This window comes from Aeromicrobium sp. REDSEA-S32_B7 (assembly GCF_001626145.1).
Taxonomy (GTDB): domain Bacteria; phylum Actinomycetota; class Actinomycetes; order Propionibacteriales; family Nocardioidaceae; genus Aeromicrobium; species Aeromicrobium erythreum.
The window spans coordinates 1-11,870 of sequence record NZ_LUNF01000163.1; the positions used below are offsets into that span (position 1 = coordinate 1).

Here is an 11,870-nt window from a genome sequence, read left to right on the forward strand (position 1 = left end):
GATGGTCCTGGCCCGCGCCGACACCCCGGCGGCGCTGCTCGCCGAGCTGCGCGAGGGCGTCTGGACCCGGCCCGCGAACCTCGACCGTCCGCTCCCCACGTGGCCCGACGACCTCGTCGTGGTGGCGAGCTCGCGTCCGATGGACGAGCGAGGGCTCACCGCGCGCCTGTGGGACCTGCCCGGCTGGACGGACACCGGCGCCCGACTGCTCACGGCCCTCGACGAGCCACGACCGCCCGTGGAGCGTCTCGCCGTGGCCGCCGCGCTCGTCCGCCACCTGCGGACCGACCCGGCCCTGTCGCCCGAGCTGCGACCGTCGGGCTGGAACGCGCCGCGGCTGGTCGAGGCGTACGCCGCGTACCAGACCGAGCTGGCGGCGTCCCTCGGTCGCCCGAGCCCCGTCCGCGACACGGCGCGCTGACCGCTCGTGCGGGGGCAGGGTGCCGGACCTCACCCCCGCTCGTCGTCCAGCAGACCCTCCTCGACGTGTTCGCCGCTCCCGAGCGCGACCGCTACCAGCTGATCTCCGAGCACAAGCCGGGCCACGTGATCGCCGAGGACACCGGGCTCGGCATCAAGCGCACGGACGACCTCGTGATCCTGCAGATCACCCAGCAGGGCCGCAACCTCGACCAGAAGCGCGCTCTCTACGCGACCCTCGCCGAGCGGCTCGAGGCCGAGTGCGGCCTCGCCCCGTCCGACCTGATCGTCTCGCTGACGGAGAACACCAAGGAGGACTGGTCGTTCGGGAACGGCGTCGCCCAGTTCGTCGAGGGGCAGCTGTAGGCCGGAGTCGGCGCGGGTCCGTCCGCGTCGGGTCCGGCACTGCCATGCTGGCCGCGCACCCGACACGAAGGACGGCACCATGGGGATCTTCTCGAGGCGCACCGCGGACCGGCCCGAGCCGATGGACGAGGCGCTGACGTTCCTCACCGTCTCGGACGCCGACCGCGTCCGCACGCTCCTGCACCACGCGTTCGGCGAGCACGGGCTCGAGGTGACCACCCACGCCGATCATGCGGTCGACGCCGAAGGTCGTCAGTTCGGGTTCTGGAACGTCGCGGCCACGTGCGCCGACGTCGACCGTCGGGACTGGCCGGCCGTGGTGCGGGACCACGTGCGGCACCTTCTCGAGAGCTTCGACGGGGAGGACCCCTTCGAGGGCGCAGACCCCGACGACCAGCGGCGTCGCACCTACGTGCGGCTCCTGCCCGCCGACACCCTCCCCGACCTCGACGGGTTCCCGCACCGCGAGCTCGCCCCCGGCATCATCGAGGCCCTCGCTCTCGACCTGCCGGACAGCTTGTCGATCTACAACCACGAGAACGCACGGGCTGCTGGCGGATGGGAGCTGCTGCACCGGGCCGGTCTCGAGAACCTCCGGGCCCTCCCGACGGAGCAGGTGGAGCTGGTCGACGCGCACGACGGCGGCGCCTTCCACGTGCTGCTCGGCGACTCGGTCCACACCGCGAGCCGCGCGCTGCTGCTCCCCGAGCTGCCCGCCGGGGTCGACGACGCCGCGCCGAGCGACCTCGGCTGGCTGATGAGCGTCCCGCACCGTCACCAGCTCTGCTGGCACGTGGTGCGCGACGCGACGGTGGTCTCGGTGGTGAACAGCATGGCGCGCTTCACCGCGCTCGGGTACTCCGACGGCGTCGGCCAGGTCAGCCCCCACCTGTACTGGTGGAACGGGTCGGCCTACGTGCAGCTCACCCGCTTCGACGACGAGGGAACGATGTCCATCCACGTCGACGGCGACTTCGCCGACGTCCTGCAGCGTGCGATGGGCGACTGACAGGCCAGGGAGCCACCGGCCGCCGTCGCACGACAGGTCGAGGCGGCGGACCCTCTCGTCGCTGCCGATGCAGACGCGGCAGACGTCGCAGGCCGAGCGGCGAGCGACAGCGCGGCGTCGTCAGTCCGTGGCCGCCTCGCGTCGCCGCGCCGCCCGACTGCCGGGCGTCGGGAACCACCGCCAGACCACGAAGGACTGGCCGAGCGTCCACACCTGGCTGGCGACCCAGTAGACGAGCAGGCCGACGGGCACGAACGTCCCGGTGAGCAGGAGCCCTCCGGCCGAGAGCGTCGGCATCATGCGGGTGGCCTGCTGCATCGCCTCGGGCATCCCCTCGGTCGGGGTGTTCGGCATGACGAACAGGTGCTGGGTCGCGAAGGAGACCAGCGCGGCCACGGCTGCGAGCGTGAGGACGACGGCCAGGTGGAGCCCTCCGTGGCCGAGCATGCCGCTGTCGGCCAGACCGGTGCCGAACAGCTGGGCGCGGTCGAAGAGCGCCACCTGCTCGGCGTCCATCGACCCGACCGGCGAGCCGGCCGCGACGTCGGAGAGCAGGTGGTAGAGCGCGATCCACAGCGGCACCTGCAGCAGCACGGGCAGGCACCCGAGCCGCGAGACGCCGTGCTCGGCCGACACGGCGCGACGCTCCTCCATCATGGCGCGCACGCTCTCGGTGTCGGTGCGGCCCTTGTACCGCTGGGCGATCTCCTGCAGCTGTGGTCGGGCGAGCGCGGACCGGCGCGCGTTGCGGACCTGGTGGATCGTGATCGGCAGCAGCAGGGAGCGCACCACCACGACGATCGCGGCGATGCTCAGGCACCAGCCGACGGCACCACCGGGGTCGGCCCCGAGGTGCGTGAGGAGGGCGTGGGTGTGGGACAGCAGGGCGGACAGGACGTGCTTCAACGGGTCGAGCATGGGAGTTCTCCTGGTCTGAGGATCGGATCGGGCACGTCGCCCGAAGGCGACCTCAGACCAGACCGGGAGCGCGCGGACGCACCGGCTGCCGCACCGGGTCCGCGATGCGCGAGGAGAGCACGGGCACCAGCCGCACGGCCTCACCGGGCCGCACCCCGACCCCGGTGACACGGTGCTCGACGACGACGCGCGAACCCGCCGCCACCACCAGCGCCGCGGCGATGAGGACGGCGACGCCCGCCGCTGCGGTGGACTCCGACGGCGCCGCGAGGCACAGGACGAACGCGAGCAACCCGGTCGCCCGGCTCAGCATCGCGGTCTCGAACACCTCGCCAGCATAGGCCGGTGGGGCGAAGGAGGGCGAGGACGTCGGTGGCGACGTGGCCTCGCCCTCCCGTGACCAGGGCGTCGCCCGTGGACGGAGAAGGGCCCCCGGCGCAGAACGCTGGGGGCCCTTCTCACCGGCGGTGGCGGTGGGATTTGAACCCACGGTGGGTTTGACCCCACACATCATTTCGAGTGATGCACCTTCGGCCGCTCGGACACGCCACCGCGGGGTACCTTACCGGACCCCTGCGCGTCACCCGGCGGTGGGTTTGACGAGGGGGAGCGACCCCGCGCAGGAGGAGGATGAGCGTCGTGGACCTCGACGACCTCGCCGCGCGGGCGGCAGCGCTGGCTGAGGCCGACCCGGCCCGTCGCGTGCTGGTCGGCCTCGTCGGCGCACCCGGGAGCGGGAAGTCGACGCTGGCCCGACGGCTCGCGAACCGGCTGTCGGCGCGCGGCGTCCCGTCCGTGCGGGTGCCGATGGACGGGTTCCACCTCGCCGACGTCGCCCTGCTCGAGCGCGGACTCCTCGCTCGCAAGGGTGCCGTCGAGACCTTCGACGCGCACGGCTACCTCGCGCTCCTGCGACGCCTGCGCGCGGAGACCGACCACGACGTGCTGGCGCCGGGCTTCGAGCGCGACCTCGAGCAGCCCCTGGCGGCGTCGATCACGATCGCGCCGGAGCACCGCGTGGTCGTGACCGAGGGCAACTACCTCCTCGACGCCGACGAGCCGTGGCCCGACGTCCGGCGCGAGCTCGACGCCGTCTGGTTCGTCGACCTCGACGACGGACGGCGCCGGTCGCGCCTCGTCATGCGGCACGTCAAGCACGGGAAGTCGCGCGAGGACGCGCAGGCGTGGGTCGACGACGTGGACGAGCCGAACGCCCGGCGCGTGCTCGCCCGGCGCGACCAGGCCGACCTCGTCGTCCCCTCCCCCTGACCCCCAGCGCGAACCAGGCGTTTGGTGAACCTTGCGACGCTTTCCCGCCGCGAGACCGTCACCGACTCCACAGAACGCGGGCTCAGGCGTACGGGTGGGTGGGGTCAGGGCAGGGCGGAGGCGACTCGGGTGACGATCTCGCGCAGCACGTCGGGCGGGGTGGCGTAGGTCAGGCGAGCGCGGCCGTCGCCGACGCGCGACGTGCCGCCGAACGTCGGGCCGGGGGCGAGGGCGACCCGACTCTGCTCCAGCAGGCGCGCGGCCGGGTCGTCGCCGACGTCGTACGCGCGCAGGTCGAGCCACGCCGTGTAGGTGCCCGGCCCGGCGAGCAGCCGCGCCGAGGGCAGGTGCTCGTCCACGAGTGCCTCGAGCAGCTCGCGGTTCGCGCGCAGGTCGGCGCGCAGCGCGTCGAGCCAGTCGCGACCCTCGCGCAGCGCCGTCACGTGGGCCAGGGTGCCGAGGTGGCTGGGGCCGTGGCTGACGATCTCGAGCACCGCGGCCCGCTCGTCGGCGGTGGCGGCGCCGCCCACGACCACGGCAGCCTTCAGGCCCGCCAGGCTGAACGCCTTCGACGCCGACAGCACGGCGTAGGCGTCGTCGGTCCCCTCGACCGACAGGTACGGCACGAACGCGTCGGTCTCGCCCGACACCGGCGCGAGCGGGGCGTGGATCTCGTCGACCACGACCCGCACGCCGTGCTCGGCGGCCAGCCGGGCGACGGTCGACAGCTCCTCGCGGGTGTGCACGACCGCGGTGGGGTTGTGCGGGCTGCACAGCAGGTAGGCGGCGCCCGGGTGGCGGGCAAAAGCAGTGGCCAGGCCGTCGAGGTCGAGCCGTCCGTCGGCACCGAGCGGCACCTCCACCCTCGAGCGCCCGACGTGCGCGACCGCGTCGTAGAACGGCGGGTACACGGGCGGGTTGAGGATCACCGGGGCCTCCGGGGCCGCGTGCAGCCGCAGCACCTCCTCGATGCCGACCATCACGTCGGCGACGTCGAGCGTGCTGGCCGGATCGACGGTCCAGCCCCAGCGGTCGGCCGCGAACGACGCCAGCGCCTGCCCGTACGTCCCGGCCTTCGGGTAGCCGGTGTCGCCGAGCGCGACGGCCTCGGACAGCGCCTGGGCGACGGGCTCCGCGAGCGGCACGTCCATCTCGGCGACGAACGCGGGCAGCACGTCGGGCTCGTGGAGCGTCCACTTGACGCTCGTGCGGCGACGCAGGTCGGCCAGGCTCAGCTCGTGCAGCGGGTGCATACGACCCACCCTGCCACCGGCGTCGAGCATTGACACCGCAGCCGACGCCACGGGACAGTCACGTCGACCCGAGCCCCCCGGAGGTGGCGCGTGACAGAGCACCGGACGACGGCAGACCCTTCGACCTCCCGGGGGATCGCGCTCGCCTGGGTGTCGTGGGTCGCCGGCCTCCTCGCCTACCTCTGGACCGCCGCTACCGGCTTCAGCCTCGACGGGCTCACGCCGTCCGAGGAGACGAAGGTGCTCGTCGGCGTCACCGTCGCCATGGCGCTCACCACGGTGCTGCCGTTCATGGGACTGTGCCTCGCGCTCGTGCAGCGTCGCGCCCTGGCCGCCGTCGGGCTCGGCCTCGCGGTGGCGCTGGCGCTCGTGCCCGTCGTGGCCGTGGGACCGGACGCCGCACGCGACTGGCGCGACCGCACCGCGCCCGAGCCGACACCTGCGCGGCCGAACGGCGGGTGCGCCGTGCACAGCGGCGGCACCAACACCTGTCCCGGCGGCTGACGCCCGGCGTCCTACCGTGGAGGCATGGACGCGACCCTCGGCTCCCTGCTCACCGAACCCGCCGCCCAGGAGGCCGTGCGCGTCGCACCCCTCGTCGACGGCCACGACGACCTCGCGTGGGAGGCGCGGGAGGCCGCCGGGTACTCCGTCGAGGGGCTCGACGCCGACCGCGCGGCCGACGGCGTCGAGCCGACGTTCCACACCGACCTCGTCCGGCTGCGCGCCGCGGGCGTCGGCGGGCAGTTCTGGTCGGTCTACGCGCCCTGCGAGCGGCGTGGGGCCGACGCCGTCACCTACACGCTGGAGCAGGTCGACTGGGTGCACCGCCTGGTCGCCCGGTACCCGGAGCGCACGGCGCTGTGCTGGACGGGCGACGACGTCCGCGCCGCCTGGGCCTCGGGGCGGCTCGCATCGCTGCTCGGTGCCGAGGGCGGGCACAGCATCGACGGGTCTCTCGCGGTCCTGCGCCAGCTCGCGCGCCTCGGCGTGCGCTACATGACGCTCACCCACAACGAGAACACGCCGTGGGCCGACTCCGCCACCGACGTGCCGCAGCACGGCGGCCTCACCGCCTTCGGCCGCGATGTCGTGCGCGAGATGAACGCCGTCGGCATGCTCGTCGACCTCTCGCACGTCGCCGCGACGACCATGCACGACGCGCTCGACGTCAGCAGCGCGCCGGTGATCTTCAGCCACTCCTCGTGCCGCGCCGTCACCGACCACCCGCGCAACGTCCCCGACGACGTGCTGGAGCGGCTCCCCGGCAACGGCGGGGTCGTCATGGTCACCTACGTGCCGTCCTTCGTCAGCGCCGAGTTCGCGGCCTGGTTCGAGCGGCACGAGACCGACCCCGCCACGGCCGGCGAGAAGCCCGTCGTCACCGTCGAGCACGTCGCCGACCACGTCGACCACGCCCGCGAGGTGGCCGGGGTCGAGCACGTGGGGCTGGGCGGCGACTACGACGGCTTCGACCACTTCCCGGTCGGCATGGACGACGTCACCGGTCACGCCGCGCTGCTCGACGAGCTGGCTCGACGCGGCTGGTCCGCAGACGACCTGTCCCGCCTCACAGGACGCAACATCCTGAGGGTGCTCGACGCCACCTCCTGAGGTCGGGCCGGAGGCCGGTCGTCGGCGCGTGGCAGACTCGTCGTGACCCAGCACACACTGCTCTCGGGGGGACCGATGCCAGCCCGACCCAGCCACACGACCGGCAGCACCGACGTCCCGCTGCTCGAGACCACGATCGGTGCCGACCTCGCCGCCACCGTCGCGCGCGTGCCCGACGGCGAGGCGCTCGTGGAGTGCGCCACCGGACGGCGCTGGACCTACCGAGAGCTGTGGGACGACGTCACCGCGGTGGCGCGCGGGCTCGCGTCGCTGGGGCTGCAGAAGGGCGACCGGGTCGGCATCTGGGCGCCGAACTGCGCCGAGTGGACGCTCGTCCAGTACGCGACGGCGCGCCTCGGCGTCGTGCTGGTCAACGTCAACCCCGCGTACCGCGCCCACGAGCTCGGCTACGTCGTCGGCCAGTCGGGCATGCGCGCGATCGTCGCCGTGCCCGAGCTCAAGGGCGCCTCGTTCGCCGACATGATCGAGCAGGTCCGCCCCGACCACCCGCACCTCAGGGACGTGCTGTTGATCGGAACCCCCTCCTGGGAGGCCATGACCGACGCCGGCCGCGCGAGCGACCTCGACGTCGACGCCGTGGAGGCCACCCTCGACCCCGGCGACCCGATCAACATCCAGTACACGTCGGGCACCACCGGCTTCCCCAAGGGCGCCACCCTCTCGCACCGCAACATCCTCAACAACGGCTTCGCCGTCGGCGAGCTCCTGCACTACACGGCCGACGACCGGATCGCGATCCCCGTGCCCTTCTACCACTGCTTCGGCATGGTCATGGGCAACCTCGCAGCCACGTCGCACGGCGCGACGATGGTCGTCCCCGCGCCCATGTTCGACCCCGCCGCCACTCTGCGCGCTGCGGCGCAGGAGCGTTGCACGTCGCTGTACGGCGTGCCCACCATGTTCATCGCGATGCTGTCCGACCCGTCGTTCGACGAGCACGACCTGTCCGCGCTGCGCACCGGGATCATGGCCGGCTCCCCGTGCCCGGTCGAGGTGATGAAGCAGGTCATCGAGCGGATGGGCGCCGAGGAGGTGTCGATCTGCTACGGCATGACCGAGACGTCGCCCGTCTCGACCCAGACCCGCACCGACGACTCGGTCGAGCGTCGCGTCAGCACCGTCGGACGTGTGCACCCCAACCTCGAGGTCAAGGTCGTCGACCCGCTCACCGGCGACGTCGTCCCCCGCGGCACGGCCGGCGAGTTGTGCACCCGCGGGTACTCGGTGATGCTCGGCTACTGGGAGGAGCCGGCCAAGACCGCCGAGGCGATCGACGCCGACGCGTGGATGCACACCGGCGACCTCGCCGTCATGGACGACGACGGGTACGTCAGCGTCACGGGTCGCATCAAGGACGTCGTCATCCGCGGCGGCGAGAACATCTACCCGCGCGAGGTCGAGGAGTTCCTGCTCACCCATCCCGACGTGCTCGACGTGCAGGTCGTCGGCGTGCCCGACGCGCGCTACGGCGAGGAGCTCATGGCGTGGGTCCGCCTGCGCGAGGGCATCGGCACGCTGACGGTCGAGGCGGTGCGGGAGTTCTGCGACGGACGGCTCGCCCATTACAAGGTGCCGCGGTACGTGCACGTGGTCGAGGAGTTCCCGATGACGGTCACCGGCAAGGTCCGCAAGGTCGAGATGCGCGAGGAGTCCCGGACCCTGCTCGGCCTCTGACCTCCGTCGGCGTGGGCGGCCCGTCGCGGGTCGCGGGTCAGGCGGGCGGCGCCGGACGCACCCACCGGTCGACGTCGATGCCGTACACCCAGCGACGCCCGGGCCACTCGGTGAGCGTCCACAGCTGACCCCGCTGGGGCCACCACGTGATGTCCTCCGGACCGGTCGGCAGCACGCCGCGGTGCCGGTGGAGCGCACCAGGACGTCCGACCCACAGGTCCCCCGCGACGTCCTCCCCGGCGCTCGCGGTGATCACCCACGTGCCGTCGACGAGCACGGCTCCCTGCATCCGCGGGGCGACACCGTCGTGGGCCTCCACCGGCTCCGCCGGGCCCGCCTCGACGCCACGCAGCAGCTGCGTCGCCCGGTCCAGCTCGTAGCGCAGCAGACGGTGGGTGGCGCCCTTGCGGCCGTACTCACCGGCCACCAGGTGGTCGACATCGCCCGCGCGGTCGAGCGAGAGGAAGGAGTAGGTCATCGGTCGCGCGTCGCCCGTGGTCGACGCGTCGTAGGTCGTCAGCTGCGGCAGGACGTAGCGGTAGCCGCGCGTGCGCCAGCGGTTGCGCACGCGCACGACGTCGTCGACGCGGAACACGCGGATGCCGCGTGAGCTGCCGGCGACGAACAGGTGGTCGCCGTACCAGACGATCCCGCCCGCATGCACCCGCACGGGCCGCAGCCGGTGCAGCCCGAACCGGCGCCGCGGCTCCACGAGCAGCACGTGCCGGTAGCGAGGGTCCGCGGGGTCGGTGAGGTCGACGACGGACACCCGCGACCCGAGGAGCAGCCAGCCGAGCGCCCCGTGGGCGTACCAGCTCGCGAGGAGCACCAGACGGCCCGCGTAGGTGCCCGACTGCGGGTCAGGTCCGTACGCGTCGGCCGACGTCGTCACGCCCTGCGGCCACCACCGGTCGGTGCTCGCGTCGCGCTCCTCCCACGTGAAGCCCTCCGCCACGGCCTCGCCCGGCACCTGCGCCGGCGTCGCCCGCCGGTCGAGGCCGGCGAGCACGCCGCGCAGCCCGACCCGGCGGACGGTAGGGCCCGGGGCCCCGCTCGCGACCTGGGCCGACCGCGGGTACGGTCTCCGCCGGGGGACGGACGACGAGAGGGACGACGTGGCAGCGGATCGGGCGGGAGGCGGAGCCCTGCGAGGGCTCGGTCGCACCCTGCTGGTGGTGCTGGTGCTCGTCACCGTGCTCGGCCAGGTGGTCGCCTGGACCCGTCCCTCCTGGTGGGAGCCCGTGCTCCAGCACCACGCCGCGCAGTACGTGGTCGTCGCCGTCGGCGTGTGGCGCGACGCGCTCGGCGTGTGGAACGTCGTCCTCGCGGCGGCGCTGCTCGTCATCGCCCTGGTCGGTGCCCGCCGTCGCGGCCTCGACCCGTGGCGACCGCTGCCCGTCGTCACGGCGCTCGCCCTCGTCTCGTCGCTCGGCCTGTGGACCTACCAGGTGGTCGACGCGCAGCGGGTCGGCGCCGACGTCGGCGTCTTCGCACCCACCCTGCCGTTCCAGAGGGGCGTGGTGCAGCCCGACCGGACGGTGACCGTCGGGCAGGTCGACGGAGTCGCGCTGTCGGCCGACCTCTACCTGCCGCAGGGCGCCTCGGCCGACCGTCGCGTGCCCGTCGTCGTGAACGTGCACGGCGGCGGCTTCACGAGCGGCAGCCCCCGTCCCACCGCCTACTTCCCGCCGCTGCTCGACCGCGGCTACGCCGTCCTCGACGTGAGCTACCGGCTCGCGACGCGCGACCGCCAGACGTGGGACCTCGCCGTGGCCGACGTCGGCTGCGCGCTGACCTGGGTCACCCGTCGGGGCCCGCGGGTCGGGCTCGACCCCGACCGCGTAGGGACGATGGGCGACTCCGCCGGAGGTCAGCTCGCGATCAACGCGGCGAACCTGGGCCGCAGCCTCGACCCGTCGTGCGGGTCGCGCGACGACCTGCCGCGCGTGTCCGCAGTGGTGGGGCTGTACCCCGCGGTCGACGGGTCGGCCGCCTACGAGGAGTCGGCGCTGGGACGCGGCTACGGCGACCTGTACGTCGGCGGCTCGCCACGTGAGTTTCCCGAGCGGTACGCGTTCACCGACTCCGCCGAGCACGTCGAGGAGCCCCTGCGGCAGTGCCGGTCCGTGGTCGGCGCGTGCGACGGTGCGCCCGTCCTCGTCGTCCAGGGCGGGGCCGACCACCTGATCCTTCCCGACCCGGTGCGTCGGTTCGCCGACGCGTCGCGCCGGGCCGGCATCACGACGCGCTACGTCGAGCTGCCCGGCCAGGAGCACACGCTCGGTCGAGGCCTGGGGACGGTGTCGTTCGGCACGCTCGTGGCGCGCGACCTCGTGCTGCAGTGGTTCGAGGAGCACCTGCCCGCGTCGACGCCCGACTAGCGGGCTCCTAGGACGCGGCGCCGGTGCGCAGGCGCACCTCGCGCTCCATGCGCTTCTCGTGCCGCTCGCGACCCCTGACCGCCTCGACGTCCCGGTCGCGCGGCGGGGCGCTCGTCACGAGGTCGTCGAGCATGCGCCGGGTGGCCGCCGCGATCTCGTCGACCGCCCGCTCGAACGCCTCGGTGTTGGCGCGCGAGGGTCGGGTCGAGCCGCTCGTCTTGCGCACGAACTGCAGCGCGGCCTCACGCACCTCGTCGTCGGTGGTGGGCGGCTCGAAGTTGTGGAGCCTGCGGATGTTCCGGCACATCCTCCGACCGTACGCCCGACGACGTCGACGCGGTAGACGTTCGGCGCGGCGGCTCGGCGAGCGCTCGGGGACGCTGCGTCAGGGTCGGCGCTGCGGGTCGGAGATGCTCAGCATCGTCTCGCTGAACAGGTCGATGTCGTCGTTGCGGGTGCGCCCCGTGCCGGCCCCGCGCAGCATGCTCATGAGCTCGCCGACCGCGCGGTCGACACGGGTCGTCAGTGCCCCCTCGCCGTCGGCGCTCCAGTCGTGCGGCGACGCGAACACGCCGGTGGGCACCGGCACGGCCTGCAGGTAGGCCATCAGCGGACGCATCGCGTACTCGACGGCCAGCGAGTGCCGGGCCGTGCCGCCGGTGGCGCCGAGCAGCACCGGCTTGCCGACGAGCGCGTCGGGCTCGAGCACGTCGACCACGTGCTGCAGCCGCGGCGACGCGAAGCCGCTGAGCGTGGCGTCGACGACGTCGTGCGCGAGGGGTCGCAGCTCGACGACCTCGATCGACGCGGTGGTGTCCGCCCGCCGCACGCCGGCGGCGAGCTGGTCGGCGAGCAGCCGGGTGGTCGAGGGGTTGCCGAGGCCGGCGGAGACGATGACGACCCGGGTCATGCGCGCACCTCCTCGTCGGGGCTGTCGGCCTGGGC

Annotated in this window: 13 protein-coding genes, 1 tRNA gene and 1 pseudogene; 8 read left to right on the forward strand and 7 right to left on the reverse strand. The window is 73.6% G+C overall.

Features of this window, described 5'->3' with window-relative positions:
- The 3 genes and pseudogenes from A6Q79_RS11405 to A6Q79_RS11415 all read left to right on the forward strand — a co-directional run.
- Positions 1-421: pseudogene (locus A6Q79_RS11405) on the forward strand (PaaX domain-containing protein, C- domain protein); the annotation flags it as partial.
- Positions 422-486: 65 nt separating this feature from the next.
- Entirely contained in the window at positions 487-786 is a 300-nt protein-coding gene (locus tag A6Q79_RS11410) for a tautomerase family protein (protein WP_317698312.1), read from the forward strand.
- Between the two features lie 79 nt (positions 787-865).
- The gene (locus tag A6Q79_RS11415; RefSeq protein ID WP_286690217.1) at positions 866-1,795 is read left to right on the forward strand and encodes a hypothetical protein; all 930 of its coding nucleotides are present in this window, start codon (positions 866-868) and stop codon (positions 1,793-1,795) included.
- 120 nt (positions 1,796-1,915) lie between these two features.
- On the opposite strand, the gene yidC is transcribed toward A6Q79_RS11415, so the two are convergent.
- The 3 genes from yidC to A6Q79_RS11430 all read right to left on the reverse strand — a co-directional run bounded on the left by yidC (position 1,916) and on the right by A6Q79_RS11430 (position 3,265).
- The gene (yidC, locus tag A6Q79_RS11420; protein WP_286690216.1) at positions 1,916-2,713 is read right to left on the reverse strand and encodes a membrane protein insertase YidC; all 798 of its coding nucleotides are present in this window, start codon (positions 2,711-2,713) and stop codon (positions 1,916-1,918) included.
- A 52-nt stretch (positions 2,714-2,765) separates the two neighbouring features.
- Positions 2,766-3,041 (reverse strand): hypothetical protein, encoded by a 276-nt coding sequence (locus A6Q79_RS11425; RefSeq protein ID WP_286690215.1) that lies wholly within the window; start codon positions 3,039-3,041, stop codon positions 2,766-2,768.
- A 137-nt stretch (positions 3,042-3,178) separates the two neighbouring features.
- Positions 3,179-3,265: transfer RNA gene (locus A6Q79_RS11430), tRNA-Ser, on the reverse strand.
- 78 nt (positions 3,266-3,343) lie between these two features.
- Here A6Q79_RS11430 and A6Q79_RS11435 point away from each other — a divergent pair.
- Positions 3,344-3,982 (forward strand): nucleoside/nucleotide kinase family protein, encoded by a 639-nt coding sequence (locus A6Q79_RS11435; RefSeq protein ID WP_067860426.1) that lies wholly within the window; start codon positions 3,344-3,346, stop codon positions 3,980-3,982.
- 104 nt (positions 3,983-4,086) lie between these two features.
- Here the strand turns inward: A6Q79_RS11435 and A6Q79_RS11440 are convergent, their stop codons facing one another.
- Positions 4,087-5,235 (reverse strand): MalY/PatB family protein, encoded by a 1,149-nt coding sequence (locus A6Q79_RS11440; protein ID WP_286690214.1) that lies wholly within the window; start codon positions 5,233-5,235, stop codon positions 4,087-4,089.
- 90 nt (positions 5,236-5,325) lie between these two features.
- Here A6Q79_RS11440 and A6Q79_RS11445 point away from each other — a divergent pair, with 90 nt between their 5' ends.
- The 3 genes from A6Q79_RS11445 to A6Q79_RS11455 all read left to right on the forward strand — a co-directional run bounded on the left by A6Q79_RS11445 (position 5,326) and on the right by A6Q79_RS11455 (position 8,544).
- Complete coding sequence (locus A6Q79_RS11445; RefSeq protein ID WP_286690213.1) at positions 5,326-5,739, forward strand: hypothetical protein; 414 nt, start codon at positions 5,326-5,328, stop codon at positions 5,737-5,739.
- A 24-nt stretch (positions 5,740-5,763) separates the two neighbouring features.
- Entirely contained in the window at positions 5,764-6,849 is a 1,086-nt protein-coding gene (locus A6Q79_RS11450) for a dipeptidase (RefSeq protein WP_286690212.1), read from the forward strand.
- Between the two features lie 75 nt (positions 6,850-6,924).
- Positions 6,925-8,544, forward strand: a complete 1,620-nt coding sequence (locus A6Q79_RS11455; RefSeq protein WP_286690211.1) for an AMP-binding protein — start codon at positions 6,925-6,927, stop codon at positions 8,542-8,544.
- Positions 8,545-8,581: 37 nt separating this feature from the next.
- On the opposite strand, the gene A6Q79_RS11460 is transcribed toward A6Q79_RS11455, so the two are convergent.
- A complete protein-coding gene (locus A6Q79_RS11460) occupies positions 8,582-9,553 on the reverse strand; it encodes a hypothetical protein (protein ID WP_317698317.1) in 972 nt (323 codons plus the stop codon).
- A gap of 106 nt (positions 9,554-9,659) precedes the next feature.
- Between A6Q79_RS11460 and A6Q79_RS11465 the strand changes: the two genes are divergently transcribed.
- On the forward strand, positions 9,660-10,925 hold the full coding sequence (locus A6Q79_RS11465; RefSeq protein WP_286690209.1) for an alpha/beta hydrolase: 1,266 nt from the start codon (positions 9,660-9,662) through the stop codon (positions 10,923-10,925).
- 7 nt (positions 10,926-10,932) lie between these two features.
- On the opposite strand, the gene A6Q79_RS11470 is transcribed toward A6Q79_RS11465, so the two are convergent.
- Together A6Q79_RS11470 and A6Q79_RS11475 are read right to left on the reverse strand one after the other, a co-directional pair.
- Positions 10,933-11,232, reverse strand: coding sequence for a DUF2277 domain-containing protein (locus A6Q79_RS11470; RefSeq protein ID WP_067860440.1), 300 nt, complete (start codon positions 11,230-11,232; stop codon positions 10,933-10,935).
- 78 nt (positions 11,233-11,310) lie between these two features.
- The coding region (locus tag A6Q79_RS11475) for an NAD(P)H-dependent oxidoreductase (protein WP_317698319.1) at positions 11,311-11,870 on the reverse strand (560 nt) is incomplete at its 5' end.